The organism is Pseudomonas sp. Root401, assembly GCF_001425105.1.
In the GTDB taxonomy this organism is placed as follows: Bacteria; Pseudomonadota; Gammaproteobacteria; order Pseudomonadales; family Pseudomonadaceae; genus Aquipseudomonas; species Aquipseudomonas brassicacearum.
On record NZ_LMDO01000032.1, the window covers coordinates 21,628 to 47,016 of the forward strand.

A 25,389-nucleotide genomic window follows, 5' to 3' on the forward strand; every position below is an offset into this window, starting at 1 on the left:
CCCAATAATGCAGGAGCTGTCGAGCGAAGCGAGGCTGCGATCTTTTCATTTTTTCGCCGCGAACAACGCGTCGAGCTTCTGCTCGAAGGTGTGGTAGTCGATGCGATCATAAAGCTCCATGCGGGTCTGCATGGTGTCGATGACATTCTGTTGCGTGCCATCGCGGCGGATCGCGGTATAGACGTTCTCGGCGGCTTTGTTCATGGCACGGAACGCCGACAGCGGGTACAGCACCAGGGACACGTCGGCACCGGCCAACTGTTCGGTGGTGTACAGCGGGGTCGCGCCGAATTCGGTGATATTGGCCAGGATCGGCGCTTTCACGCGGCTGGCGAACAGCTTGTACATTTCAAGCTCGGTGATGGCCTCGGGGAAAATCATGTCGGCACCGGCCTCGATACAGGCCGCGGCGCGGTCCAGGGCCGATTCCAAGCCTTCCACCGCCAGGGCATCGGTACGGGCCATGATCACGAAGCTGTCATCGGTACGGGCATCGACGGCGGCCTTGATGCGGTCGACCATCTCTTGCTGCGAGACGATTTCCTTGTTCGGGCGATGGCCGCAACGCTTGGCGCCGACCTGGTCCTCGATATGGATGGCCGCCGCGCCGAACTTGATCATCGACTTGACCGTGCGCGCCACGTTGAACGCCGAGGAACCGAAACCGGTGTCCACGTCCACCAGCAGCGGCAGATCACAGACGTCGGTGATACGGCGCACATCGGTCAGCACGTCATCCAGGCCGGTGATGCCCAGGTCCGGCACGCCGAGGGAGCCGGCCGCCACGCCGCCGCCCGACAGGTAGATCGCCTTGAAACCGGCGCGTTTGGCCAGCAGCGCGTGGTTGGCGTTGATCGTGCCCACCACTTGCAGCGGATGCTCGGTGGCGACCGCATCGCGGAAACGCTGGCCTGGCGTGCTCTTGCTGGAACTCATGACTCACCTCGTTCAGTGGCGGCGCTGTCCTGGAAATGACGCGCAATGTTGCGTTTGGACGCACCGATGTGCCGGCGCATCAATAATTCAGCCAGTTCGCCGTCACGGTCGGCGATGGCGTCTAGAATCCGGTGGTGCTCGGCAAAGGCCTGGCGCGGACGGTTGGGCGTGGTGGAAAACTGGATGCGGTACATGCGCACCAGTTGGTACAGCTCGCCGCACAGCATTTGCGTCAGGGTGCGGTTGCCGCTGCCCTGGATGATCCGGTAATGGAAGTCGAAATCGCCTTCCTGCTGGTAATAACCGACACCGGCCTGGAACGCCGCATCGCGTTCGTGGGTTTCCAGCACCCGGCGCAGCTCGTCGATTTCTTCCAGGGTCATGCGTTCGGCCGCCAGGCGGCAAGCCATGCCTTCGAGGGATTCACGGATTTCGTAGAGTTCCAGCAGCTCGGCGTGGCTCAGCGACACCACCCGGGCACCGACGTGGGGCACCCGCACCAGCAGGCGCTGGCCTTCCAGGCGATGGATCGCCTCACGCAGCGGCCCGCGGCTGATGCCGTAGGTGCGCGCCAGCTCGGGCTCGGAGATCTTGCTGCCGGGGGCGATATCACCTTTGACGATGGCGGCCTGGATACGTCGGAAGACGTTCTCGGAGAGGGTCTCCGAATCGTCCTGGACCATCACCGGGGTTTCGAGCTGATCGAGCATATTGTCGACACCTTGCAAATCAATACGGCAAAAACTAACCAATAGCAGCGTCAAGGTCAAAGAAAAAATCAATATTGTCGACAATCGTCTAATAAGCTCAACTGCCATAACCGCCCGTTTGAATGCGTCGTAGCGTCCGGCCAGCGGTGGCGTCAGAAAACCACCGTGCTAGAATGCCGCGCGATTTGCCGCTCTCCTTTTATAGGGAAGGCTGCCCAGGGAGCTTGTGCAGTAATGCCAGGGCCTGAACCGATAAACGGAACGCTGCGCACCAGGATCTATGACACTCAAGCCCTTCACCGCTGTTCTTTATTTCATGTGCCTGCCGGGGCTTGCCGTGGCGGGTGAAAAAACCGTGTACGGCCTCAACGAATATGCCGCCCTGCAGGGCATCGACCTGGAGGTCGCCGCCAAGCTGGACACCGGCGCCAAGACCGCGTCCCTCAGCGCCCGGGACATCAAGCGTTTCAAGCGCAATGGCGAATCCTGGGTGCGCTTTTACCTGGCCATCGACGCGGCCCACTCGCACCCCATCGAGCGTCCGCTGGCCCGGGTCAGCAAGATCAAGCGCCGCGCCGGTGACTACGACCCGGAAGAAGGCAAGAAATACACGGCCCGACCGGTCATCGAACTGGACATCTGCATGGGCTCGGCCCTGCGCAGCATCGAAGTGAACCTGACCGACCGCAGCGCTTTCCAATACCCGTTGCTGATCGGTTCCGAGGCGCTCAAGCGCTTCGACGCGCTGGTCGACCCCAGTCTTAAATACGCTGCCGGCAAACCCGCCTGCGCCAATGCCGCTCAAACCGCAGAGTAATTCCAATGCGCTCCCTTACCCTCCATCTGAAAATGCTGATCGCCATCCTGGTGGTGCTGGGCCTGTCGGTGACGGCCTATCAGATTTTCGTGCTCGGCATCCCGGTCACCGAAGACGCCACCGACGACTTGTGGAACATCGACGCCAAGGTCGAGTTCGTGCCCAATGCCAAGGACCCGGTCAAGATCCAGATGTTCGTGCCGCCGCTTAGCCGCGACTACGTGAGCCTCAACGAGAGTTTCATTTCCAATAATTACGGCGTGGCGGTGAACCGGGTCGACGGTAATCGCAAGGTGACGTGGTCGGCCCGTCGCGCCAAAGGCAACCAGACTCTGTATTACCGTCTGGTGCTGACCAAGCGCTACAGCGCCGAGAAAACCAAGGTCAAGGGCCCGACCTTCCGCGACAGCATCGCCGTCGAAGGCCCGGAGAAACTGGCCGCCGAAGCCCTGCTCGCGCCGATCCGCCAGCATTCGGCCGACGTCGAGACGTTCATCAGCGAAGCGATCAAGCGGGTCAACAACCTCAACGACGACAACGTCAAGCTGTTGCTGGCCGGCGACCCGTCCTCGGCCAACAAGGCGCGCATCGTCGAACTGGTGCTGTCCATCGCCCATGTGCCGGTGGAAAAGGTCCATACCATCCGCCTGGTGACCGACCAACCGCAGACACCTGAGCTGTGGCTGCGCAGCTTCAACGGCACCGACTGGCTGTATTTCAACCCGGACACCGGCGAACAAGGCCTGCCCACCGACCGCCTGCTGTGGTGGACCGGCGATGAAAACCTGATCACCGTCGATGGCGGCAAGAAAGCCACCGTCACCTTCAGCATGAACAACAGCGAAATGAACGCCATTCGCCTGGCCAAGCTGACCGACGAGAACACCGACGCCAACTTCCTCGAATACTCGCTCTACGGCCTGCCGCTGCAGACCCAGCAAACCTTCATGATCATGGTGATGATCCCGATCGGCGTGCTGGTCATCCTGATCCTGCGCAACCTGATCGGCCTGCAGACCCTCGGGACTTTCACCCCGGTGCTGATCGCCCTGGCCTTTCGCGAGACCCAACTGGGTTTTGGCATCATCCTGTTCACGGTGATCACCACGCTGGGCCTGTCGCTGCGCTCCTACCTGGAGCACCTCAAGCTGCAAATGTTGCCGAGACTCTCGGTGGTGCTGACGTTCGTGGTGGTGCTGATCGCCGCCATCAGCCTGTTCAGCCATAAGCTGGGCCTGGAACGCGGCCTGTCGGTGGCGCTGTTCCCGATGGTGATCCTGACCATGACCATCGAACGCCTGTCCATCACCTGGGAAGAACGCGGCGCCGGCCACGCGATGAAAGTCGCCATCGGCACCCTGTTCGCCGCGTCCCTGGCGCACCTGATCATGAGCGTGCCGGAACTGGTGTACTTCGTGTTCACTTTCCCGGCGATCCTGCTGATCCTGGTGGGCTTCATGCTGGCCATGGGTCGCTATCGCGGCTACCGCCTGACCGAGCTGGTACGGTTCAAGGCCTTCCTCAAGGCAGACTCCTGATGTTCGGCTTCTGGAAGACCTGGAAGGCCCTGGAAGCCCGGGGCATCATGGGCATCAACCGGCGTAACGCCGACTACGTGCTCAAGTACAACAAGCGCAGCCTGTACCCCATCGTCGATGACAAGATCATCACCAAGGAACGGGCCATCGCCGCCGGCATTCATGTGCCGGAGCTGTACGGGGTGATCTCCACCGAAAAGGAAATCGACAAGCTCGACGAGATCATCGGCGGGCGCACCGACTTCGTGATCAAGCCGGCCCAGGGCGCTGGCGGCGACGGCATCATCGTCATCGCCGACCGCTTCGAAGGCCGCTATCGCACGGTGTCCGGCAAGATCATCAGCCATGAGGAGATCGAGCACCATGTCTCCAGCATCCTCACCGGCCTGTACTCCTTGGGTGGGCACCGTGACCGGGCGCTGATCGAGTACCGCGTGACGCCGGACCAGATCTTCAAGAGCATCAGTTACGAAGGCGTGCCGGACATCCGCATCATCGTGCTGATGGGCTATCCGGTGATGGCCATGCTGCGCTTGCCAACACGCCAGTCCGGCGGCAAGGCCAACCTGCACCAGGGCGCCATCGGCGTGGGTGTCGACCTCGCCACCGGCCTGACCCTGCGCGGCACCTGGCTGAACAACATCATCACCAAACACCCCGACACCACCAACGCGGTGGACGGCGTGCAACTGCCCTACTGGGACGGTTTCATGAAGCTGGCCGCCGGTTGCTATGAACTGTGCGGGCTGGGCTACATCGGCGTCGACATGGTGCTGGACCAGGAAAAAGGCCCGTTGATCCTGGAATTGAACGCCCGGCCGGGGCTGAACATCCAGATCGCCAACGACTGCGGCCTAACCTTGCGCACCCACGCGGTGGAAGCCCACCTGGAAGAACTCCAGGCCCGCGGCGTTACCGAAACCGTGGAGGAGCGCGTGGCGTTTGCCCAGGCGTTGTTTGGGCATATTCCGCCGGTTGAGGGTTGAAAATTGAACCTTGCTCCCGCCGGGTTCTGTAGGAGCTGGCGAAGCCTGCGATCTTTCGCTTGAGATTCAACCGTCTGTGGAAAGATCGCAGCCTCGTTGCACTCGACAGCTCCTACGGGCGCAATCCTGCGGGAGCAAGCGCCCTTGCCACAAATAGCTTCGATAGCCACAGATGTGCCCATCTCCGACATCCCTCTAGGAGCAAATCCTACAGAGGGATTACAATCGCACCCCCGCCTGAACGGCTGACCTGCCCCGCCCATGCCAACCTGCTCCGTACACCCGCTGCCCTACCGCGCCAACCCCGCCGAGTATTTCGCGGCGATCCGTCATGCCCCTGGCAGCGTGCTGCTCGACAGCGGCCGGCCGAGTGCCGAGCGCGGGCGTTACGACCTGCTCAGCGCCTGGCCGCTGGCGCAACTGGCGGTGTTGCCGGACGAGAGCGGCAGCGATTTCCTGCAACGCCTGCGCATTCAACTGACACAACTGGGCGACGCGGTACTGCCGGCCACGGTGCAATTGCCCTTTGCCGGAGGGCTGATCGGCTACTTGAGCTACGACTTCGGCCGACACCTCGAAACCCTGCCATCCCACGCCAAGGACGACTTGCAACTGCCCGACGCGCGTTTTGGTGTGTACGACTGGGCGCTGGTCAGCGATCACCAGGCCGGCACCAGCCAATTGGTGTTCCACCCCCATTGCGGCGAAGACGAACGCCAACGCCTGATCGCGCTGTTCAGCCAACCGACCGCGGCATCCGTTGGCGTCTTCAGCCTCGAAGGACCGATGACCCCCGACCTCAGCGCCGAAGCCTATCGACAGGCCTTCGAGCGTATCCAGGCGTATATCCAGGCGGGCGACTGCTACCAGGTCAATTTTGCCCAGCGCTTTCGCGCGCCCTGCCAGGGCGACGCCTGGGCCGCGTACCAGGCACTGCGGGCGGCGTGCCCGACGCCGTTTTCCGGCTTCCAGAGCCTGCCCGATGGCGGCGCGGTGCTGAGCCTGTCCCCCGAGCGCTTCGTCAAGGTCAGCGAAGGCCAGGTGGAAACCCGGCCGATCAAGGGCACCCGGCCCCGCGGCACAACACCCAGCGAAGACGCGGCCCACGCCGCCGAGCTGCTGGCCAGCCCCAAGGACCGGGCGGAAAACCTGATGATCGTCGACCTGCTGCGCAATGACCTGGGCCGCACCTGCCGCATCGGCTCGGTGCGGGTGCCGGAGTTGTTCAGCCTGGAAAGCTACCCGAACGTGCACCACCTGGTCAGCAGCGTGACCGGCGAGTTGGCTGTGGATAAAGACGCCCTCGACCTGATCGCCGGTAGCTTTCCCGGCGGCTCGATCACCGGCGCGCCGAAAATCCGCGCCATGCAAATCATCGACGAACTCGAACCGACCCGACGCGGCCTGTATTGCGGCTCACTGCTGTACTTGGACGTGCGCGGGGAAATGGACAGCTCCATCGCCATCCGCAGTTTGCTGGTCAAGGATGGGCAGGTCTGCTGCTGGGGCGGCGGCGGGATTGTCGCGGACTCGGACTGGGAGGCCGAGTATCAGGAGTCGATTACTAAGGTGAAGGTGCTGCTGGAAACCTTGCAGAATCTTTAAAGCATTGCGGGCAAGCCTTGCTCCCACAGGTGGCATGACACCAACCTGCGGGAGCAAGGCTTGCCCGCGATGACAGTGTGTCAGTCGACACCAATGCCGGCTGAACCACCGTTATCGCGAGCAGGCTCGCTCCCACATTAAGGATTGGGGGTTTACAGGTTGAGGCTGCGGTTCGAAGCCTTGAGAAACTCCTGCTTCAACTCGGCAAAGCTATGCACCGCCGGGAATTGCGGGAATTCGCGGATCACGTTTTCAGGCGCATGGAACAGAATCCCGGCGTCGGCTTCGCCCAGCATCGTGGTGTCGTTGTAGGAATCCCCCGCCGCAATCACCCGGTAGTACAGGCTCTTGAAAGCCAAAACCGACTGACGCTTGGGATCTTTCTGACGCAACTGGTAGCCGGTCACCCGCCCGCTGTCATCAGTAATCAGCCGATGGCAGAGCAATGTCGGGAAGCCCAACTGGCGCATCAACGGCTGGGAAAATTCGTAGAACGTGTCGGACAGAATCACCACCTGGAAGCGCTCGCGCAGCCAGTCGACGAATTCGATGGCGCCATCCAGCGGCTTGAGGGTGGCGATGACTTCCTGGATATCGGAAAGCTTGAGGCCGTGCTCATCAAGGATGCGCAACCGTTGCTTCATCAGCACGTCGTAGTCGGGAATGTCCCGAGTGGTTGCCCTGAGGGAGTCAATCCCGGTTTTTTCAGCGAAGGCGATCCAGATCTCCGGGACCAGTACACCTTCCAGGTCGAGACAGGCAATTTCCACAAGACACTCCCATTTTTTCTGATGTTTATCGGTTGAGCGAACAAAAGGCTTGCCGACTCTAGCCATTCGTCGAAGCCTGCGCAACGCACAGGAACGCGCCAGCCCCGACAGCTTTTGTTACCATCAGCCCCATATAGAGCGCCCAGCGCCACCGACCTGTAGGAAACCGCCCTGATGAGCCCATCGTTTGACGTCGTGGAACTCGCCACGACCTATGCCAACAAGTCCCCGCAGGACATCCTCAAACTGGCCTTCGCCGAATTCGGCGACGAGCTGTGGATATCCTTCAGCGGCGCCGAAGACGTGGTGCTGGTGGACATGGCCTGGAAACTGAACAAGAACGTCAAGGTGTTCAGCCTCGACACCGGCCGCCTGCACCCGGAAACCTATCGTTTCATCGACCAGGTGCGCGAGCACTACAAGATCGACATCGAGCTGGTTTCGCCGGACTACACGAAACTTGAACCCTTCGTGAAGGAAAAAGGCCTGTTCAGCTTCTACAAGGACGGTCACGGCGAGTGCTGCGGCATCCGCAAGATCGAGCCCCTGCGACGCAAACTGACCGATGTCCGCGCCTGGGCCACCGGCCAGCGCCGCGACCAGAGCCCCGGCACCCGCAGCCAGGTGGCGGTGTTGGAAATCGACACGGCGTTTTCCACCCCGGAGCGCACTTTGTACAAGTTCAACCCCCTGTCGCAGATGACCAGCGAAGAAGTCTGGGGTTACATCCGCATGCTGGAACTGCCTTACAACAGCCTGCATGAACGCGGTTTCATCAGCATCGGCTGCGAGCCCTGCACCCGCCCGGTGCTGCCAAACCAGCACGAGCGCGAAGGCCGTTGGTGGTGGGAAGAAGCCACGCAGAAAGAATGCGGGCTGCACGCCGGGAACATCATCGCCAAATCCAAGACCGTCTAAGCGTCCGCCACACCCTGTACACAAAAATGTCACTGCAAGTGGCATTTTTGTGTGCATTTATTACGTTAATGCCCCCAAAGGTTACACACGCCTTCCCGTCTTGCCTACCCTTCCAACTCCACTGGCGTTCGCCAAAAAATAAATACCTGTTTAAACGGTCAGTTTTAAATCACGGTATTTCAGTTAGTTATTCAAAGATCATAACGAAACGAAATTAGCGCTTCTTCGAATAGATCCGTAAGTGGCATAGATCTGGCTTGAGTCGACACATGTTTTGTATACAACTTATATAAAACATACACACACTTTAGATCCGCAAGCCTGAAGCGCCCTATCCCGTACAGGCTGCAGATGCCCCGTAATCAATGATGCTCGCCCGCCGCGACGAAGATTTGTCGAGCCCCGCGCTCATGCACAGTCATCGCTGCGCCGAGAATCAGGAGCCTGCCGGAATGCGTACAAGTCTCTCCAATAACATCGCGCTGGATCTGCCCTCCACCACCACGGCCCTCGACGACAACACTGCTGCGTCCCTGGCCCTGAGCCCGAGGCTGCACAACAAGGACCTGGCGCCGACCAAGGCCGAAGGTCGACGCTGGGGTCGCTACAGCATCTTTGCCCTGTGGACCAACGACGTGCATAACATCGCCAACTATTCCTTCGCCATCGGCCTCTATGCCCTGGGCCTGGGTGGCTGGCAGATCTTGCTGTCCCTGGGGATAGGCGCGGCGCTGGTGTATGGCTTCATGAACCTGTCCGGCTACATGGGCCAGAAAACCGGGGTGCCGTTCCCGGTGATCAGCCGGATCAGCTTCGGGATCCATGGCGCGCAGATTCCGGCCTTGATCAGGGCGGTCATCGCCATTGCCTGGTTCGGCATCCAGACCTACCTGGCGTCGGTGGTGTTCCGGGTGTTGCTGGTGGCGATCCACCCGGGCTTCGCCGACTACGATCACGATTCGATCCTCGGCCTGTCGAGCCTGGGCTGGGTGTGTTTCGTGGCGATCTGGTTCGTGCAACTGGTGATCCTGGCCTACGGCATGGAAACGGTGCGCCGCTACGAAGGTTTTGCCGGCCCGGTGATCTTGGTGACTGTCGCGGCTCTGGCCGGTTGGATGTACACCCAGGCCGACGCCACCATTGCCTGGTCGATCCGCGAGCCGCTGACCGGTGGCGAGATGTGGCGCAATATCTTTGCCGGTGGCGCGCTGTGGCTGTCGATCTACGGCACCTTGATTCTCAATTTCTGTGACTTCGCCCGCTCCTCGCCGTGCCGCCGGACCATCGTCGTCGGCAATTTCTGGGGCCTGCCGGTGAACATCCTGGTGTTTGCCGCAATTACCATCCTGCTTTGCGGGGCGCAGTTCCAGATCAATGGGCAAATCATTGAAAGCCCGACCCAGGTGATTGCCTCGATCCCCAACACCTTCTTCCTCGTATTGGGCTGCCTGGCCTTCCTGATCGTCACCGTGGCGGTAAACATCATGGCCAACTTCGTCGCCCCGGCCTTCGTGCTCAGCAACCTGGCGCCCAAATACCTGACCTTCCGCCGCGCCGGGCTGATCAGCGCCGCCATTGCCGTGCTGATCCTGCCGTGGAACCTCTACAACAGCCCGCTGGTGATCGTGTATTTCCTGTCCGGCCTCGGTGCCCTGCTCGGGCCGCTGTACGGGGTGATCATGGTCGACTACTGGCTGCTGCGAAAAGGTCGCATCAACGTGCCGCAACTGTATAGCGAGGACCCAAACGGTGCGTATTTCTACAGCAACGGGGTCAACCTGCGCGCGGTGGCGGCGTTCATTCCGGCGGCGCTGATCGCGATTATCCTGGCGCTGGTGCCTGGTTTTGACAGCGTTTCACCATTCTCCTGGCTGATTGGCGCTTCGATTGCAGGGCTGCTGTACCTGATCATCGCCAAGCGTCAGCCGTATTACGAGGACGTCAGCGGCGAATCCATCGCTGTGGATAACGTCAATCATTGATCGCTCGAACGGCCCGCCAGGTTCGGGCCGCTTACTTTTATGTGTTAAGGAGGACAGCTCATGCGAATTCTCGTGGTCAACGTCAACACCACCGAATCCATCACCCAGGCCATCGCCCGCCAGGCCCAGGCCGTCGCCGCGCCGGGCACCGAGATCGTCGGGCTCACGCCGCATTTCGGCGCCGACTCCATCGAGGGCAATTTTGAAAGTTACCTGGCGGCCATCGCGGTGATGGACCGGGTAATGTCCTACGACCAGCCGTTCGACGCGGTGATCCAGGCCGGCTATGGCGAACACGGTCGTGAAGGTCTGCAGGAACTGCTCAACGTGCCGGTGGTGGACATCACCGACGCCGGCGCCAGCACCGCCATGTTCCTCGGTCACGCTTATTCGGTGGTCACCACCCTGGACCGCACCGTGCCGCTGATCGAAGACCGGCTCAAGCTGTCCGGCCTGTTCGACCGCTGCGCCTCGGTACGGGCCAGCGGCCTGGCGGTACTGGAACTGGAGCAGGATCCGCAACGGGCGATTGAAGCCATCGTCCAACAGGCTGAACTGGCAGTCAGCCAGGACAAGGCCGAAGTGATCTGCCTGGGCTGCGGCGGCATGGCCGGGCTCGACGAGCAGATCCGCCAGCGCACCGGGGTACCGGTGGTCGATGGCGTGACTGCGGCGGTGACCATTGCCGAAGCGCTGGTGCGGCTGGGGTTGTCGACGTCGAAAGTGCGCACCTACGCGACGCCTCGGCCCAAGACCATCATTGGCTGGCCGGGGCGGTTTGGGCGGTGAGTTCACGGCTTTAGACCGAGGTGTCCCGAATCGCGAGCAAGCTCGCTCCCACAGGTTTTTGTGTCGTGTGCACATGTTGTGAACACCCGTAAACCCATGTGGGAGCGAGCTTGCTCGCGATTGGGGCCAACTCGATTCCAAGCCCAGCTCAAACCGCACTAAACCGCCGCGCCAACCCCTGCGCGGAAAACTGCTCGATGATGAAATCCACAAACGCCCGGGTCTTGCCCGGCAACAGCTTGTGTTCGGCGTAGTAGATGGAGATGTTGCCATCGTCGACATACCAGTCCGGCAGCACCCGCTGCAGCGCCCCAGACTCCAGAAAGGGAACGGCGATCGGCATGCTTACCAGACCGATGCCCAGGCCTTGGGTGGCGGCCGCGCAGTCGGCTTCCGAATCGCTCATGGTCATGCGCGTCTTGAGTGTCAGCGGGCTGTGTTCCCGATTGCGGCTGGTCAGTTGCCAGGAACGCACGCGCCCGGTTTGTGGTGAACGAATCAGGATGCCCTGATGCTGTGACAGATCTTCCGGCCCTGTCACGGCGGCATGCGCTTGCAGGTACTCGGTCGAGGCGACCAGCACCCGATGGGCCACCGTCAATTTGCGCGCCACCACCCCCTGGGGCAGTTCGAAACCGCCGCCGATGGCGGCATCGAAGCCCTGGCCGATCAGGTCCACCTGACGATTATCGAAATGCCAGTCCGGGTTGATCGCCGGGTAACGTCGCAAAAATTCCCCCAGCAACGGCACGACATACAATCGACCGAACGCCGTGCCCATGCTCACCTTCAGCGTCCCCGCCGGTTGCCCACCGGCGCTGGCCAGGTTGGCGACGGCGTTCTGGATGGTGTTGAAGCTGCTGCCGACTTCCCCCAAGAACAACTGGCCGGCCTCGGTCAGCCTCAGGCTTCGGGTGCTACGCTGGAACAGGCGTACGCCCATTCGCGCCTCCAGCTTGGCGACGCTTTTACCCACCGCGGCCGGGGTCACGCTCAGACGTCGCGCCGCCTCGGCAAAGCTGCCGACTTCGGCGCTGCGTACGAAGCATTCGATACTGTTGAAGGTCTCCATGAGCCTCACTCTAAACTTTTGGTTTAGACAGACTATAGCAATGGCGGTCTACACAGCCCACCGCACCTTCTTGATACTCGCTCCATCACCGCGGCATCTCGCCCCGGCACTTTTTGGAGAACATCATGAGTAACCCAGCACTGAGCGGTAAAGTCGCCTTGATCCAGGGCGGTTCTCGCGGCATCGGCGCCGCCATCGTCAAACGCCTGGCAGCAGAAGGCGCCGCCGTGGCCTTCACCTACGTCAGCTCTGGCGCAAAATCTGAAGAACTGCAGAACAGCATCACCGCGGCAGGCGGCAAGGCCCTGGCGATCAAGGCCGACAGCGCCGACGCCGAGGCCATCCGTAACGCCGTCGCGGCCACCGTCGAGGCTTTTGGCCGGTTGGACATCCTGGTCAACAATGCTGGCGTGCTGGCGATGGGGCCGCTGGATGAATTCAAACTTGAAGATTTCGACCAGACCCTGGCCATCAACGTGCGCAGCGTGTTCATCGCCACCCAGGCGGCAGCACGGCACATGGGCGAAGGGGGCCGGATCATCAACATCGGCAGCACCAACGCCGACCGCATGCCCTTCGCCGGCGGCGGGCCCTATGCCATGAGCAAGGCCGCGCTGGTGGGCCTGACCAAAGGCCTGGCCCGTGACCTCGGCCCACGCGGCATCACCGTCAACAACGTGCAGCCCGGCCCGGTGGACACCGACATGAACCCGGCCGATAGCGACTTCGCCTCCAGCCTGTTGTCGCTGATGGCCATCGGGCGCTACGGCAACGTCGATGAAATCGCCAGCTTCGTCGCCTACCTGGCAGGGCCGGAAGCCGGTTACATTACCGGTGCCAGCCTGACCATCGACGGTGGTTTCGGCGCCTGATCCAGGCATGAAAAAACGCCGGTCATGGCTTTAACCATGACCGGCGTTTTGCTGTGTAGCGCGACGTCAGGCTGTCAGGCCCACTCCAACTCCGGCAGACCGCAAAGGCTCGGCTGGAACATTTTCAAGGAGCGGATGATTCCGTCGGCGTGGGCATATTTTTCGTCCGCCATGGCCGAGTCCGGAATGGCAATGGCGGTCATGCCGGCGGCTTTCGCGGCCGTCACGCCGAACGGCGAATCCTCGAACACCAGGCAGTCGCGCGGCTCGACACCCAGGCGCCGGGCAGCGGTGAGGAAGATATCCGGCGCTGGTTTCGCCGCGCCGACCTCTGGGTCATCCGCCGTCACGATGAAGTCGAACAGTGCGAACCAGTCCCGGTGCAAGGTGGTTTTCAGTGCGAAGGTCGGGCTCGACGAACTGGTGCCCACCGCAATCGGAACGTTGTGGGCCTTCAAATGCCGCACCAGCTCCTCGGCGCCGGGCATCCCCAGGGCATGAGGAAAACGCTCGCGCATCAAGGGCTCGCGGATGACCAGGAACTCTTCGGGGGTGATCGGCAATTCCAGCGCCTGGACGACGTAGTTGGCCAGATCCGTGGCCCCGCGCCCGATGATGTTCTGCTTGACGCTCCAATCGAACGTGCGCCCGTAGCGCTCGGCGATGATGGACGTGACCTCGGTGTAGATCCCCTCGGTGTCCAGCAACAGCCCATCCATGTCGAAAATCACAGCCTTGATCGGGCCAAACTCTTTCAGGGGTGCATTCATCGCATCTGATCCGTTATCAACACAACATTCCAGGGATGGCTCAGGTGCGGCCAGGGCAGCGTGTTCGCCTTAAAGGATTCAGCAGGATAACGAAGGGGGCTTGGCACCGGCAATGGGAAATCTATGGACGGGGGTTTGTGGCGAGGGCGCTTGTTCCCGCTGGGTTGCGCTCTGTAGGAGCTGCCGGAGGCTGCGATCTTTTGATCTTTCGCTCAGGACTCAATTGACAGGGGAAAGATCGCAGCCTCGTTGCACTCGACAGCTCCTACACAGCTCCTACACAGCTCCTACGCAACCCAGCGGGAGCAAGCGCCCTCGCCACAGAAAGCGGATGGGTGTGAAGGGACGGTTATTGACCTGAGCTGCCGGAGCCGCCCGAGCTGTCGCCGCTGTCGCGGGTACCGGTTCCTCCGTTGGTTCCACCGCCGGCGTCGGCACCGCCCATCGTGCTGCCGCCACTCATCGAACCGCTGCCCGTACCGGGGCTGGTGCTGCTGCCATTGGCATCGCCGCCGTTCCCGCCGCTCACGGAGCCCGGGGGCAAGGCGTTACCGTTGGCACCGGAATTGGAGCCGGCCTCCATTTCTGTGGAAGGGGGCATCCCGCCCTTGTCCACGGGGGGCGCGCCGCCCGAAGATTCTGCCAAGGCAGCCAGTGAACTGAGCGAAAGAATCCCGGCGAGTGTCAGCGCTGTCATGTTGGACTTCATCATGGTGAGTCTCCTTTTCAAGATCCTTACCTGATGTGTGGCACGCGTGGCGGGACGATGGTGCCGCTGAATCGACGGACGGGCCTGCGATCAGCTCGGCTTGCCGGAGGCATCGTCACCGGCGATGTCCGGATCATCCGGGGTCGCCTCGACACCCTCATCGTCGCTGGGGACCTGCTCGACGCCGGCATCGTCATCGGGTGGACGCTGGTCGCGGCTCAGGGAGTTGGTGGGCGAAGGCAGCGGGTATTCCGGGGTTTCATCCTCCTCGATCAAGGGGACCTGGGCGTCATCCATCAGGGAACCGGGGTCTTCATTGCCCGGGTCATTGACGACAGGGGTGCCCGAGGAGTCGTTCTCGTCCTTGTCTTGCGTTTGCGGCGTCATGGTACACCTCGCAATTTTGATGGATGTATGAGTTCGAAGCGGGGGGGTGGCAATCGTTCCGGGGATTTTGATTTGCCGTTTTTTTTGGGGGGGTCAGGTGGAGTGTATATCCGTTTTTGTAGTAACGGCCGCTTATGGTTCCGCTCTTCCAGCGGCTCACTTTTGAGAAGCCCGGAAGCCGGCCCAGTCAAAAGTAAGCAAAAAGCTTTTGCCCCACCACTCGGTGCCTCGCCTAGGCTCGGTGTGCCTGAACACAAGCATTGCTCCGTGGGCCACCGCGTGGCGGCCTGATAGCCGACCTGGTTCTCCCGGTCATACACCCATCACATCTGTGGGAGCAAAGCTTGCTCGCGATGGCGGTGGCTCAGTCACATGGATGTTGGGGTTGCTGGCCTCATCGCGAGCAAGCTTTGCTCCCACAGGTGATCTTGGGTGTTCATGAGTTCTGTGTTCACTGCGGCCCAATGTGGGAGCGAGCTTGCTCGCGATGGCGGTGGTGCGGTTGCATAGCGGCTGGAGCTGTCTGTTGCGCTTGCTTTGGGCATCAAAAGAAGCCCCAAAAAAACGGCGCTTCCCATTTCTGAAAGAAGCGCCGTTTTTACCAAGTGAACAGCATCACGGCACAAGGCCAGGTCTATTCATCCAAGCATGGGCTTAGCGATGCTTTTTCTTGTGCTTGTGCTTCTTGCCACCGGAGTGGCCGTCGTTGTCATTGGATAGGTTGCTGCCCAACGCGCCGCCCGCCGCGCCGCCGATGCCTGCGCCGATGGTGGAGCCAGTGGAGCCGCCCAAACGGTTACCGACAATCGAACCACCGGCCGAACCCAAGCCACCGCCAATGGCCGCTTCGGTGCGGCTGCCCTTGCGAGCGCCTACGGCACTGCCGGCTGCGCCGCCAACGCCCGCGCCAATCGCGGCGCCAGTGCTGCCGCCCATCTGCTGGCCGACCACGTTGCCCAACACACCGCCCAGACCACCGCCGACCGCGGCGGTACCGTCGCCGGCAGCCATCGCGCCCTGGGCAACCACCAACCCCAGTACCAAGGTGGACAAAGTCAAACGCATGATAGAAACCTCAAAAATGCCGCATCGGGGAGAAATGGCCGGTGCGCGCGGGCGCGAGTTTACGCCAGACAGCGTCAGCCATAACGGTTGGACAACGAAACGGGGGATTATTTTATGACAGGCAAAAAAAAGCCCGCTGGGGAAACGGGCAGGTACTGCTTTCTAACGGATGAGCTGAGAGTACGTACCTGCTTGTGAAAGAAACGTGAAAGAAAACGCCAGTTGAGAAAAGATGAAAAATATTTACGCAAAAGCCGAAATCGCCCTGTAGGAGCTGCCGAAGGCTGCGATCTTTTGATCGTTCCCCCGCTCCTGCGTGGGAATGCATCCCGTGACGCTCTGCGTCACATCCCAAAGACGGAACGCGGAGCGTCCCTGGCGACGTTCCCACGCAGGAGCGTGGGAACGATCAAAAAAAAGGGCTGCTATGCAGCCCGGCGGGAGCAAGCTCCCCTACCACGATCCGCCGTCACTTTCTGACCGGGACCCTGGGCAAGAACTTGGCCTTCTCCCCTCGCTGCACTTTGGCCACCTTCGTCCTGATGGACTTGATCGGCTCGTCACCGAAGTCCGCATGATAGGCCGACTGGCCGCACTGCAACCCTTCATTGATCGGATACGCGGCAGTGTTCTCCTCGCTGTACGGTGCTCCCATTGCCTTTCCCCTTTCATCGAGGCCCATACCGGCAACAACCGGTTGCCTGACAATATCGACCTTCACGACAATGAGACTAGTCGGTCATCAACAGACTGTTTATTCAACAAAGCCCTTGGCCGACGAATGGAACTCACTGTTTCAAAAAGGAAACACTCATTCAGCCCCCAATATCGTCCGGTTTAGAACCCTGGAAACCTGATCGGCCGAATAGGGTTTGGACAAGAATTCAAAGCCCTCGTGGCCGCTGTGGGCCAGTTCTTCGCTGTAACCAGAAGTCAGCACCACCGGCAAATCCGGGCGTCGCCGGCGCAGCTCCCTGGCCAGGGCAATGCCGCTGATCCCCGGCATCACCACGTCAGAAAATACCGCGTCGAATGCCATCGCATCCGGGCCGACCATTTCCAGCGCCTCCTCGGCGTTGGTCGCCCAGGCGGTTTCGTAGCCCAGGTCCTGGAGGATCTGGTTGGCAAAACGCCCCACCTCCAGGTTGTCTTCCACGATCAACACCCGACACTTGCCCTTTTCCGGCAGCAGGTGGGTGAGTTCTTCCTTGACCGGCTCGTGTGTTTTCTCGGGCGCCACTTCCGGCAGGTACAAGGTGAACACCGTGCCCTCGCCCACCACGGTCGAAACATCGACGTTGCCGCCAGACTGCTTGGCAAAGCCAAACACCTGGGACAAGCCCAGCCCCGTGCCCTTGCCCACTTCCTTGGTGGTGAAAAAGGGTTCGAAGATGTGCTCGAGCACCGGCGAATCAATACCGGTACCGGTATCCGCCAGGGCAATGGCAGCAAAGGATTGTCCGGCCCCGGCATGACCACGAATCGGCGGCATGCCACCGCCACAACTGAGCCGAAGCCACAACGTGCCCTGGCCATTCATGGCATCCCGGGCATTGAGGGCCATATTGATCAGCGCGGTCTCGAACTGGCTCAGGTCCGCCCGGATGTAACAAGGTCGGTCGCACAACTCGACGTTGACCTGGATCCGCGCCCCGGTGACGGTTTGCAGCATGTCCCCCAGGCTCTGCACTTGCTTGCCCACATCGATGACTTGCGGCTTCAACGGCTGGCGCCGGGCAAACGCGAGCAACTGGCTGGTCAACTTGGAGGCGCGCTCAACGGTTTCGGACACCGCCGTCATGTAGCGTTGCCGACGCTCCTCGGACAGGCTGGGCATGCGCAGGAAGTCGACTGAAGAACGAATGATCGTCAGCAGGTTGTTGAAGTCATGGGCCACGCCGCCGGTAAGCTGGCCGATGGCTTCGAGTTTTTGCGATTGGCGCAGCGCCGCTTCGGTCTGTTTCAAGCGCGTGGTGCGCTCCTCGACCCGTTCTTCCAGCGTCGCGTTCAATTCGGCCAGGGCCGCCAGGCCTTCGCGCACGGCCGCGTCGGCACGGGCGCGCTCGATGTGGGCCCAAGATCGCTCGGTGACCTCCATCAGCAGCGCCAGGTCGTAGGATGACCAGACCCGCGGCGTTTTATCGTGGATCGCCATCAGCGCGGTCAATCGCCCGCCCTTGATCAACGGCACGCAGATGGTGGCCGCGATGCCAATGGCCTGGAACGTCGCCGCTTCCTCCGGCGCCAGCTCCTTGAGGTTATCGTTGATCACCAGCGGCTTGCCGGTCCGCAGATTGGCGACGGCCAGCCGACCGAAATCAGCCAGTCGATAATGTCCGAGGATATGGGGCGAGCCCGCCCTGGCCCAATCACCACGAATGGTGAAGCCGTCCTCGTCCTCATCCATGTCCGCGTAGGCACAATTGGACAGGTTCAGGTGCGCCGCCAGGATCCGAGTGGTGGCTGCCATGATGCTCTGCGGGTCGGCGGCGTTCGCCACGGCATTGCCGATGGCATCGAGCACGGCCAGGCGCTGGGTCATGAACACCGTGGACGTGGTCTCGGTGACCGTATCCAGCATGCCCACGACCTTGCCGAACTGGTCACGGATGGGGCTGTAGCAGAAGGTGAAATAAGCCTGCTCTGGGCCAGCGCCGCGCTCGATGACCAAGAGGAAGTTTTCTATAAAGGTTGCTTGCCCTTCGAAAGTCGCGTGCACGATCGGCCCGATATCGCTCCAGACCTCCTGCCACACCTCATTGAACGGCCGGCCCAGCGCCTCGGGCTTGCTGCCAAGGATCGGCAGGAACGCATCGTTGTACAACGTAATCAGGTCCGGCCCCCATACGATGGCCTGGGGAAAATGCGAGGCGAGGCTCAGCGCCACGGTGGTCTTCAATACATCAGGCCACTGCGCAGGCGGCCCGAGCGGCGTGTCCTCCCAAGGATGGCGGCGAACCCGCTCAGCCATTTCTCCATAGCTCTGGAGCCAATCTGTCATTGCGTTCGATCCTTCTGAGCCGCCAATACCAACGAGGGGAAAAGCTTGTGACCCCAAGCAGGGCCGTATTATCCCGCGCCGGGTGGGAATGCGCGATTGGATTGTGGGATGCGTCGAGGGGCAAATGGGGGATGAAAGGCGAAAATGGGGGGTGGGGCTACAGAAAGGTCCTACATATCGTTGGGAATTGGCCTGCCTATCCATCTATTGCGTCGTTTTTGTGGGGGCGTCTATAGTTTTGCCGTCGCCCAGATGGCGACCGGGTTTGGCGACCCGCAGTGGGCAAAACTATCCAGTGGAGCTTACTTATGAACCGATATATGGGCCTTACCAGCAACGCCGACGATCAACCCTTTTACGTCGATACCACCGCCCCACTACACATCCTGCTCGACTCAGCCTCCTACCGAATCCGTGCCGCTACCCAGTTCCTGGAGAATTTGGCGATGCGCGATGGACAGACCATCGACCCCGCGACCTTGCAAGATCTGGCGCAGCTTTGCTGCATCCCACTGCGTGATGGGTGCGATGTGATGGATGTGATTGCACGACGATTGGATGCGGCACCGGCAGGTTCCACTCTATAAGCCTGCCAACCGACAACCTGTGGCGAGGGAGCTCGCTCCCGCTGGGCTGCGCAGCGGCCCCTTTTGTGAGCGCTTCGCACTCAAGCGGGAGCAAGCTCCCTCGCCACGGTCCATCGTTTTTCTTGCGGGAGTAGCATTACGGTAGTCCCACTTTTGGTTTGCATACTAGCCTTCCAAAGGTCCGCACAAGGAAGTCAAAAAAACCATGCCTGACCGCAAACAACTCCACCAAGACGGCTACGCCCTGCTCCGTCAAACGATCCCGACCGAGTGGCTGGCCGACCTTCGTGCCGTGTTCGATGCAGGTGTGCGGCCGTCGGACCAATGGCCAGTGCCCCGCGGCATGGACTGGCGTTATTCGATGCTGGACGATGATTCAAAGATTCAAGCCGTATGTCGTCTACCCCAGCTACTGTCGGTGGCAGGTGAGTTGATCGGCGAGCGATTCTTCCTCTCCCAAGTGGAAGGGCGCGAGCCCCTGGCGGGTAACGGCCACCAACAATTGCACCGCGACTTGTCGGCCCAACGGCCAGGCGACATCGCCATCGCCCTGGCTTTTTTCGACGATTACGGCCCCGAGAACGGCGCGACACGGATCGTCCCCGGCAGCCATCGACCTGAGCCGGGCGCCCCACCCTTCGACTTCAATGACGAGTCACGCGCCGTACAGCTTTCAGGCTCTGCCGGTGACATCCTGGTGTTCGATGTCGACCTGGTACACGCGGGCAGCCTGAACGTGATCGGCGCACGCCGTCGTTCCATTCTGATCAGCTATTTCTCTGAGTCGCTCTACGCGTCACACCTGGAAACCGTGGCGCTGCGCAATATTCGTATGGACACCAGCGACCGCTTCGCCCCCTCGGAGTTTGCTTTCGGAGGCTAGGTTTTTAGTCGATAAAAGTTATGCGCAACGGTTCGAATCTGAGCTTTAATGCCCGTGCTTATCGACACCCTATTCGTCTAATCAAGGAAGAAACGACATTGAAAACAGCTTTCGGCGCCCTATTGTTGGCTTGCCTGACGACCACTGCATTTGCTAGCGAAAACCCCGTCGGTTTCCAAACTTCCATCCTGCCGGATCCGCACAATGGCCGCGCACTGGAGATGGTCGTTTGGTACCCCAGCGCAACCACCGAAACCGCGCAACTGATCGCCGATAACGCGGTGTTTGTCGGCGCCGCTGCCGTGCGTAACGCGCAGCCCACTGCCGGCGAACATCCATTGGTAGTGCTCTCCCACGGCTACCGGGGCAACTGGAGCAACCAGATCTGGCTGGCCAGTTCCTTGGCCCAGAAGGGTTACATCGTCGCCGCCATCAACCACCCCGGCAGCACCACCCATGACCGCAGCCCGCAAGCAGCGGCGCAGTTATGGCAGAGGCCCGTTGACCTGCGTCGAGCCATTGATGCGGTCACGACTCAACCTGAAAAATTTGGCCGGGTCGCCAATGGCCGAATTGCAGCCGTGGGCCATTCACTCGGCGGCTGGACCGCCCTGGAAATCGCCGGCGCGCGCTTCGACCCAGAGCGCTTCGCCCAAGACTGCAAAACCCACCCGCAGCTAGCCAGCTGCACCGTTTACGAACAGATGAACCCCGCCAGCACCGCTGAATCAAAGGCCGAACTGGCCGCCGATTGGCGCGATAAACGTGTCACGGCGGTGGTGACATTGGACCTCGGCCTTTCACGGGGCATGACCGATAAAAGCTTGGTCGCGCTGCCTGTCCCTGCCTTGGTGATCGCTGCCGGTGTACCGTCGCGAGAGCTTCCCGCCGAGTTGGAATCTGCCAACCTGGCAAAACGTCTACCCCAAGCATCAAGCCGTTACGTTGAGATCAAAGACGCGAGCCATTTCAGCTTTATGTCGATGTGCAAAACTGGTGCGGAGGGGATGCTCGAAGAGGATGTACCGGGGGATGGGATCATTTGTCGGGATGGTGATGGCGGTCGTGCTCGTGGAGTGATTCAGCAGCAGGTTGCATCGCTGATCGCGGAGTTTCTGGCGCAACCACCTGCAGAGCTTGAGAAGTAGGCTAGATGACGATCCCCACAGGCATGCTCGGCACATTAAGCCCGACTTTCACCCGGTCCAGCGCAACGATTGTCTTGAACCAGGTAACGTTGGAATTTTCGGCAAACAATCGCCGCGCCAACGCCTGGTATTCGTTCATGCTGGCAACGGTTAATACCAGGACGAAATCCACTTCGCCGGTGACGTAGTAGCACTGCTGAACTTCGGGCACCGCGAAGTGTGCCTTCATCGCCTCCAGTGCCTCGATGCTGGTGCGCTCTGCCATCACTTCCACAATGATCGTGATCGGCCGCCCTACGGCGGTGGGATCCACGATGGCTACGTTGCCCGTGATGACGCCCCCCGCTTCCATCCGCTTGATGCGGCGCTGAACGGCGGCCGTGGAAAGATTGACCTGCTCGGCCATGAGGCGCAGCGGCATCGTGTTGTCGCGCTGGACGAGGTCCAGGATGGCACGGTCGAATTTGTCCAACGATTCAAGTGCAGCATCGTTTTTTGCCATGGTAAGCCTGTGAGAAATTTTCTCGAAAACTAACAGAAAACCGCGCCCCTTTATCTAGCCAAGAGAAATATTATCTTGCCAGCAGTCTGCGTACGCAGCCTTAGTCGGGAACACACACAGGATATTATTGGCATGCTCGCACTGTTCCATCTTTCCCCTGTCCTGTTAGTTACAGCCATGCTTGTCGTGCTGCGCCGGCCCCCTATGCACGCCGCCATTGCAGGCACTGCATTAGTCTTGGTGCTCTGGCTCGCCGGCGCTGCAGACGCATGGCGCCTAGGCAGCATGGTGGCCGCCGCTCAAGATACGGCCGTGCTGTTTGCAAGTACGGCTTCCGTGATTGTTCCAGGTCTGGTCTTCGTGATTTTCATCGAGCGCATGGGCGTCAACCTGGCGCTTAGCCAATGGGTGCAGTCACTGGGGCTTGGACGCGGCGATCAAGTAGTGTTTATCGTTCTTGGACTGGCACCGTTGCTCGAAGCGATGACCGGCTTCGGCGTGTCGTTGATCGCCACGGTGCCCCTGCTGCTCAGTCTCTTCGAACGTCGGGTCGCGCTACGAATAGCACTGACCGGCATGGCAATCATGCCCTGGGGAACGCTGGGCCTGGCATCGGTCATTGGTGCGTCGTTGGTTCACCTGGACGCAACCGCGCTGGCATCGACCTCGGCACTGACCAGCGCACCGGTTTTTTTGGCCCTCAGTGCAATCGCGCTATTTCTTGCAGGCGTTCGTGACTCGCTGGAATGGAGGGCGTTGGGCGCGTTTTGGCTGCTGTTTGTGGGCGTGCTTTACGGTGCCAGTCGGTGGCTGGGGCCGGAAGTGGCCGGCGTGGCCGCGGGCCTGGTGACGGCCGCAGCGGTACTCTCTGCTGGGCTGTGGCGCCTGCACCGTAACGATAGCGAGCGCGGTGCGGTGCAATGGCCGCGTCAGGCATGGCCGTATCTGATGCTGATTGTCTGCATAGTCGCGTTGAAGATGGTGTGGGCGATCACCTCCTGGCAGGATCACTGGGTTGTACAGGGCGCCCAGGTCACCTGGAAGCCACTCGCCTCACCCGGCCTGGCACTGGTTCTGGTGCTGATCGGGCTAGGGTTTCACACGCGCCACACACAACGCCAGACAGCACTCGACGTCAGCATGCCTGCTGCGCTGGTGGCGCGGGCGAAGCGACCACTGTTGACCATTTTCTTCTTCCTCGCGATGTCGCAAATGATGGTGAAGGCCGGCTTCCTCGCGGGTTTGATGCAAATGCTGGCGGGCCTGTCGCCCGCCGCCGCGACGTCGCTGGTGGCCCTGTTTGGCGCGCTGTCAGGCTACATGACGGGGTCGAATGTTGGCGGCAACGCGATCTTCATGCCGGCCATCGCGATGCTGCCCGAATCCTCTCGCCTGTTGTTGGCTGCCGTCCAGAACAGCTCGGCAGGGCATGCAGCTCTGGGCTCGCTGTCGGTGGTCATGCTGATCCTGGGACTTGCCAAGACCCAGGCCAAGGAGGAAGGCGAACTGGTAAGGTTTGGCTTCACGCTGGTCTGTCTCAATACCGCGTTAGTCGCGTTGGGCGCGGCGTTGCTGAGTGGATGGTTTGGATAGCGGGGTATTGGCAGATGGGCACCCCAATGAGCAACGTGCGACTTAGCGACTGTAATAACCACCATAAATCGGGTTGCGGCCCTTCTTCACTTTTTCATTTTTGAAGCGCAGGAGAAACGATGACGGGTTCGCCAGAAGAGAACGGTCTATTCCCGGCCAGCCCACAGGGCGACCTCGACGCAGCTGACGTCACGGGTTTCGACGCCTGGGCTCGCGTCTGGGCGGAGCTTGGCGTCGGATGCGCGTCACGAGAGACGTACGAAGAACTCATTCGACACTACTGCGAGCCGCACCGCACCTACCACAACCTCCAGCACCTGAAGGAATGTCTTCAAGTGCGCCGATTCGTCAACGCTGCCTGCCAGGCCCCCGCCGAAATCGACCTCGCGCTGTGGTTCCATGACGCGATCTACGACCCCCTTCGCAGCGACAACGAGCTGCGCAGTGCGCAATGGTTGGACGACGTGGCACGTGATAGCGGCCTGGGCGATGAAATGCGACGCAGGCTCTACGACCTGATCATGGTGACGCGACACGACGGCGACCCGGCGTCGGCAGACGAAGCGGTGTTGGTGGACACGGATCTGGCGATCCTTGGCGCGTCGTTCGAACGGTTCGAGGAGTATGACCAGCAAATTCGAAGCGAGTATCAGTTTGTGCCTCTGCCTGTGTACCGCCAAAAGCGGCGTCAGGTCCTGGAGGGATTCCTGGCGCGCGGGCGGATCTATACGACCGCAGCGTACTTCGACGCATTCGAGCGGCAGGCACGCGCAAATCTTGCACGCGCCATCGAGCGTCTCGACTGAGGACTGGATTCAAGCGGCGAAGGGATAACTTACTCCCCGTCCCGCACCTGCATCAGCGCAAATCCCAGCAGATTCAAGCCTTTCCACAGATTCGGATTGTTCGCATCCGCGTTGTGCTGTGCGAGCCCTATACCCCAGATGTTATCAACCGGGCTGGCTTCGACAATAACGCTCGAACCGGTTTGTAGAAGATATTCGTTCAACTGCGGATTCTGAGAGAATTTGGCCTGGTTCGCTCGAACGACGATGTCGTATCGGTGTTGCAGCCAAACCTGATCATCGAATCCGCGCACGTTGCGGCCAAGTGCTTTGGCGGCATTAGGTGTAGGGGCGTGAAGCACCTGCGCACGAATTTCCTGATCGTCGAACAAGGCCGCTTTCTCGGCCATCATGAAGTGTTCGGCTGTCGGGTAATGTTGCCCCTCGACAATGAACCCGGCCTCGAACCATTGGCTGAAGCACGAAGCCGTAACGGCAATTTTGTTGCGCTGGTGCCCCCAGAAAAACGTAAATTTCAGATGTTCTCCAGAGTTGAAACGGGCGCACAGTTCTTTCACATGTTCAGAGTCGTTCAATGAGATATCCTTGCTAACTGAAGATCGAAGTTACAGCTACTGTGCTGACCAAGGCCGCTTCGTGGCTATAGTTTCCACTTGCATCGCTCATAGCCTATCGAAAATTAACATTGTTGCCTGAAGCCTCAGGCAAGACAGTCAAGATAATTCTGCTCGAATCAACAGGTCGTCCTTACCTATTTTTCTGCTTCCAGATGAAGGCCGGCTTTATCTGGAAGCATCGCCAAAATCCGCAGTCTTTAAAAAAGCTAAGAACGCCCGTAATGCTCCCCCGGTGTCAGGATAGTTGTCGCCTCTCCGGATTTACCCCCAAAAGCACACCGAGGGCGGAAAGAGACAGGTTGTGACGTACTATTCACGCGAACGTA

Annotated in this window: 25 protein-coding genes; 13 read left to right on the forward strand and 12 right to left on the reverse strand. The window is 60.6% G+C overall.

Annotation, left to right across the window (positions count from 1 at the left end):
- Positions 1 to 45: 45 nt before the first annotated feature.
- Entirely contained in the window at positions 46 to 936 is an 891-nt protein-coding gene (gene prpB, locus ASC85_RS21115) for a methylisocitrate lyase (protein WP_003204061.1), read from the reverse strand.
- Entirely contained in the window at positions 933 to 1,646 is a 714-nt protein-coding gene (locus ASC85_RS21120) for a GntR family transcriptional regulator (protein WP_057451165.1), read from the reverse strand. The genes prpB and ASC85_RS21120 overlap by 4 nt, the downstream gene beginning before the upstream one ends.
- Before the next feature lie 280 nt (positions 1,647 to 1,926).
- On the opposite strand from ASC85_RS21120, the gene rloA reads away from it, so the two are divergent.
- The 4 genes from rloA to pabB all read left to right on the forward strand — a co-directional run bounded on the left by rloA (position 1,927) and on the right by pabB (position 6,592).
- On the forward strand, positions 1,927 to 2,463 hold the full coding sequence (gene rloA, locus ASC85_RS21125) for a retropepsin-like aspartic peptidase RloA (RefSeq protein ID WP_018600248.1): 537 nt from the start codon (positions 1,927 to 1,929) through the stop codon (positions 2,461 to 2,463).
- Between the two features lie 5 nt (positions 2,464 to 2,468).
- A complete protein-coding gene (gene rloB, locus ASC85_RS21130; RefSeq protein WP_057451166.1) occupies positions 2,469 to 4,001 on the forward strand; it encodes an osmotic stress tolerance membrane protein RloB in 1,533 nt (510 codons plus the stop codon).
- Positions 4,001 to 4,987, forward strand: coding sequence for an alpha-L-glutamate ligase-like protein (locus tag ASC85_RS21135; protein ID WP_057451167.1), 987 nt, complete (start codon positions 4,001 to 4,003; stop codon positions 4,985 to 4,987). Before rloB ends, ASC85_RS21135 begins: the two co-directional genes overlap by 1 nt.
- 261 nt (positions 4,988 to 5,248) lie before the next feature.
- Positions 5,249 to 6,592: an aminodeoxychorismate synthase component I gene (gene pabB / locus ASC85_RS21140; RefSeq protein ID WP_057451168.1), complete on the forward strand. Its 1,344-nt coding sequence runs from the start codon at positions 5,249 to 5,251 to the stop codon at positions 6,590 to 6,592.
- Between the two features lie 152 nt (positions 6,593 to 6,744).
- Here pabB and thrH read toward each other — a convergent pair whose 3' ends face one another.
- Positions 6,745 to 7,362 (reverse strand): bifunctional phosphoserine phosphatase/homoserine phosphotransferase ThrH, encoded by a 618-nt coding sequence (gene thrH, locus ASC85_RS21145; protein WP_057451169.1) that lies wholly within the window; start codon positions 7,360 to 7,362, stop codon positions 6,745 to 6,747.
- A gap of 174 nt (positions 7,363 to 7,536) precedes the next feature.
- On the opposite strand from thrH, the gene ASC85_RS21150 reads away from it, so the two are divergent.
- The 3 genes from ASC85_RS21150 (at position 7,537) to ASC85_RS21160 (ending at position 11,051) form a co-directional block, all read left to right on the forward strand.
- Positions 7,537 to 8,280 (forward strand): phosphoadenylyl-sulfate reductase, encoded by a 744-nt coding sequence (locus tag ASC85_RS21150; protein WP_013693959.1) that lies wholly within the window; start codon positions 7,537 to 7,539, stop codon positions 8,278 to 8,280.
- A gap of 452 nt (positions 8,281 to 8,732) precedes the next feature.
- Complete coding sequence (locus ASC85_RS21155) at positions 8,733 to 10,262, forward strand: NCS1 family nucleobase:cation symporter-1 (RefSeq protein WP_057451170.1); 1,530 nt, start codon at positions 8,733 to 8,735, stop codon at positions 10,260 to 10,262.
- Positions 10,263 to 10,322: 60 nt separating this feature from the next.
- Complete coding sequence (locus ASC85_RS21160; RefSeq protein WP_003204081.1) at positions 10,323 to 11,051, forward strand: aspartate/glutamate racemase family protein; 729 nt, start codon at positions 10,323 to 10,325, stop codon at positions 11,049 to 11,051.
- Between the two features lie 148 nt (positions 11,052 to 11,199).
- Here the strand turns inward: ASC85_RS21160 and ASC85_RS21165 are convergent, their stop codons facing one another.
- Positions 11,200 to 12,123, reverse strand: a complete 924-nt coding sequence (locus tag ASC85_RS21165) for a LysR family transcriptional regulator (protein ID WP_057451171.1) — start codon at positions 12,121 to 12,123, stop codon at positions 11,200 to 11,202.
- A gap of 125 nt (positions 12,124 to 12,248) precedes the next feature.
- Between ASC85_RS21165 and ASC85_RS21170 the strand changes: the two genes are divergently transcribed.
- On the forward strand, positions 12,249 to 12,995 hold the full coding sequence (locus ASC85_RS21170; protein WP_057451172.1) for a 3-oxoacyl-ACP reductase family protein: 747 nt from the start codon (positions 12,249 to 12,251) through the stop codon (positions 12,993 to 12,995).
- Positions 12,996 to 13,069: 74 nt separating this feature from the next.
- Here ASC85_RS21170 and ASC85_RS21175 read toward each other — a convergent pair whose 3' ends face one another.
- From ASC85_RS21175 to ASC85_RS21200, 6 genes are all read right to left on the reverse strand, one after another.
- Positions 13,070 to 13,765 (reverse strand): HAD-IA family hydrolase, encoded by a 696-nt coding sequence (locus ASC85_RS21175; RefSeq protein WP_014339428.1) that lies wholly within the window; start codon positions 13,763 to 13,765, stop codon positions 13,070 to 13,072.
- A 349-nt stretch (positions 13,766 to 14,114) separates the two neighbouring features.
- Positions 14,115 to 14,477, reverse strand: coding sequence for a hypothetical protein (locus ASC85_RS21180; RefSeq protein WP_057451173.1), 363 nt, complete (start codon positions 14,475 to 14,477; stop codon positions 14,115 to 14,117).
- A gap of 87 nt (positions 14,478 to 14,564) precedes the next feature.
- A complete protein-coding gene (locus ASC85_RS21185; RefSeq protein WP_057451182.1) occupies positions 14,565 to 14,771 on the reverse strand; it encodes a hypothetical protein in 207 nt (68 codons plus the stop codon).
- Positions 14,772 to 15,515: 744 nt separating this feature from the next.
- Positions 15,516 to 15,926 carry a glycine zipper domain-containing protein gene (locus ASC85_RS21190; protein WP_014339430.1) on the reverse strand — a complete coding sequence of 137 codons (411 nt, stop codon included), beginning with the start codon at positions 15,924 to 15,926 and terminating at the stop codon, positions 15,516 to 15,518.
- A gap of 469 nt (positions 15,927 to 16,395) precedes the next feature.
- A complete protein-coding gene (locus ASC85_RS21195; RefSeq protein WP_233903657.1) occupies positions 16,396 to 16,647 on the reverse strand; it encodes a hypothetical protein in 252 nt (83 codons plus the stop codon).
- A gap of 90 nt (positions 16,648 to 16,737) precedes the next feature.
- Positions 16,738 to 18,927 (reverse strand): GAF domain-containing hybrid sensor histidine kinase/response regulator, encoded by a 2,190-nt coding sequence (locus ASC85_RS21200; RefSeq protein WP_057451174.1) that lies wholly within the window; start codon positions 18,925 to 18,927, stop codon positions 16,738 to 16,740.
- Positions 18,928 to 19,235: 308 nt separating this feature from the next.
- On the opposite strand from ASC85_RS21200, the gene ASC85_RS21205 reads away from it, so the two are divergent.
- From ASC85_RS21205 to ASC85_RS21215, 3 genes are all read left to right on the forward strand, one after another.
- A complete protein-coding gene (locus tag ASC85_RS21205) occupies positions 19,236 to 19,514 on the forward strand; it encodes a hypothetical protein (protein ID WP_057451175.1) in 279 nt (92 codons plus the stop codon).
- Positions 19,515 to 19,719: 205 nt separating this feature from the next.
- Positions 19,720 to 20,397 carry a phytanoyl-CoA dioxygenase family protein gene (locus tag ASC85_RS21210; protein ID WP_057451176.1) on the forward strand — a complete coding sequence of 226 codons (678 nt, stop codon included), beginning with the start codon at positions 19,720 to 19,722 and terminating at the stop codon, positions 20,395 to 20,397.
- A 98-nt stretch (positions 20,398 to 20,495) separates the two neighbouring features.
- Positions 20,496 to 21,545 (forward strand): alpha/beta hydrolase family protein, encoded by a 1,050-nt coding sequence (locus tag ASC85_RS21215; RefSeq protein WP_057451177.1) that lies wholly within the window; start codon positions 20,496 to 20,498, stop codon positions 21,543 to 21,545.
- A 1-nt stretch (position 21,546) separates the two neighbouring features.
- Here ASC85_RS21215 and ASC85_RS21220 read toward each other — a convergent pair whose 3' ends face one another.
- The gene (locus ASC85_RS21220) at positions 21,547 to 22,047 is read right to left on the reverse strand and encodes an Lrp/AsnC family transcriptional regulator (protein WP_057451178.1); all 501 of its coding nucleotides are present in this window, start codon (positions 22,045 to 22,047) and stop codon (positions 21,547 to 21,549) included.
- Between the two features lie 132 nt (positions 22,048 to 22,179).
- On the opposite strand from ASC85_RS21220, the gene ASC85_RS21225 reads away from it, so the two are divergent.
- Both ASC85_RS21225 and ASC85_RS21230 read left to right on the forward strand, forming a co-directional pair.
- Complete coding sequence (locus ASC85_RS21225) at positions 22,180 to 23,640, forward strand: L-lactate permease (RefSeq protein ID WP_057451179.1); 1,461 nt, start codon at positions 22,180 to 22,182, stop codon at positions 23,638 to 23,640.
- A gap of 119 nt (positions 23,641 to 23,759) precedes the next feature.
- Positions 23,760 to 24,446, forward strand: a complete 687-nt coding sequence (locus ASC85_RS21230) for an HD domain-containing protein (RefSeq protein WP_057451180.1) — start codon at positions 23,760 to 23,762, stop codon at positions 24,444 to 24,446.
- A 29-nt stretch (positions 24,447 to 24,475) separates the two neighbouring features.
- On the opposite strand, the gene ASC85_RS21235 is transcribed toward ASC85_RS21230, so the two are convergent.
- Positions 24,476 to 25,021 (reverse strand): NADAR family protein, encoded by a 546-nt coding sequence (locus ASC85_RS21235; protein WP_057451181.1) that lies wholly within the window; start codon positions 25,019 to 25,021, stop codon positions 24,476 to 24,478.
- Positions 25,022 to 25,389 lie beyond the last annotated feature (368 nt).

What these genes read in the sequence shown, in the direction of transcription:
- ASC85_RS21160 (WP_003204081.1), top strand. Translation starts at nt 10,323, where the DNA reads ATGCGAATTCTCGTGGTCAACGTCAACACCACCGAATCCATCACCCAG.
- ASC85_RS21135 (WP_057451167.1), top strand. Translation starts at nt 4,001, where the DNA reads ATGTTCGGCTTCTGGAAGACCTGGAAGGCCCTGGAAGCCCGGGGCATC.
- ASC85_RS21170 (WP_057451172.1), top strand. Translation starts at nt 12,249, where the DNA reads ATGAGTAACCCAGCACTGAGCGGTAAAGTCGCCTTGATCCAGGGCGGT.
- ASC85_RS21225 (WP_057451179.1), top strand. Translation starts at nt 22,180, where the DNA reads ATGCTCGCACTGTTCCATCTTTCCCCTGTCCTGTTAGTTACAGCCATG.
- ASC85_RS21120 (WP_057451165.1), bottom strand. Translation starts at nt 1,646, where the DNA reads ATGCTCGATCAGCTCGAAACCCCGGTGATGGTCCAGGACGATTCGGAG.
- ASC85_RS21210 (WP_057451176.1), top strand. Translation starts at nt 19,720, where the DNA reads ATGCCTGACCGCAAACAACTCCACCAAGACGGCTACGCCCTGCTCCGT.
- ASC85_RS21150 (WP_013693959.1), top strand. Translation starts at nt 7,537, where the DNA reads ATGAGCCCATCGTTTGACGTCGTGGAACTCGCCACGACCTATGCCAAC.
- ASC85_RS21205 (WP_057451175.1), top strand. Translation starts at nt 19,236, where the DNA reads ATGAACCGATATATGGGCCTTACCAGCAACGCCGACGATCAACCCTTT.
- pabB (WP_057451168.1), top strand. Translation starts at nt 5,249, where the DNA reads ATGCCAACCTGCTCCGTACACCCGCTGCCCTACCGCGCCAACCCCGCC.
- ASC85_RS21175 (WP_014339428.1), bottom strand. Translation starts at nt 13,765, where the DNA reads ATGAATGCACCCCTGAAAGAGTTTGGCCCGATCAAGGCTGTGATTTTC.
- prpB (WP_003204061.1), bottom strand. Translation starts at nt 936, where the DNA reads ATGAGTTCCAGCAAGAGCACGCCAGGCCAGCGTTTCCGCGATGCGGTC.
- ASC85_RS21190 (WP_014339430.1), bottom strand. Translation starts at nt 15,926, where the DNA reads ATGCGTTTGACTTTGTCCACCTTGGTACTGGGGTTGGTGGTTGCCCAG.
- ASC85_RS21185 (WP_057451182.1), bottom strand. Translation starts at nt 14,771, where the DNA reads ATGGATGACGCCCAGGTCCCCTTGATCGAGGAGGATGAAACCCCGGAA.
- rloB (WP_057451166.1), top strand. Translation starts at nt 2,469, where the DNA reads ATGCGCTCCCTTACCCTCCATCTGAAAATGCTGATCGCCATCCTGGTG.
- ASC85_RS21200 (WP_057451174.1), bottom strand. Translation starts at nt 18,927, where the DNA reads ATGACAGATTGGCTCCAGAGCTATGGAGAAATGGCTGAGCGGGTTCGC.
- rloA (WP_018600248.1), top strand. Translation starts at nt 1,927, where the DNA reads ATGACACTCAAGCCCTTCACCGCTGTTCTTTATTTCATGTGCCTGCCG.
- ASC85_RS21230 (WP_057451180.1), top strand. Translation starts at nt 23,760, where the DNA reads ATGACGGGTTCGCCAGAAGAGAACGGTCTATTCCCGGCCAGCCCACAG.
- ASC85_RS21180 (WP_057451173.1), bottom strand. Translation starts at nt 14,477, where the DNA reads ATGATGAAGTCCAACATGACAGCGCTGACACTCGCCGGGATTCTTTCG.
- ASC85_RS21165 (WP_057451171.1), bottom strand. Translation starts at nt 12,123, where the DNA reads ATGGAGACCTTCAACAGTATCGAATGCTTCGTACGCAGCGCCGAAGTC.
- ASC85_RS21155 (WP_057451170.1), top strand. Translation starts at nt 8,733, where the DNA reads ATGCGTACAAGTCTCTCCAATAACATCGCGCTGGATCTGCCCTCCACC.
- ASC85_RS21220 (WP_057451178.1), bottom strand. Translation starts at nt 22,047, where the DNA reads ATGGCAAAAAACGATGCTGCACTTGAATCGTTGGACAAATTCGACCGT.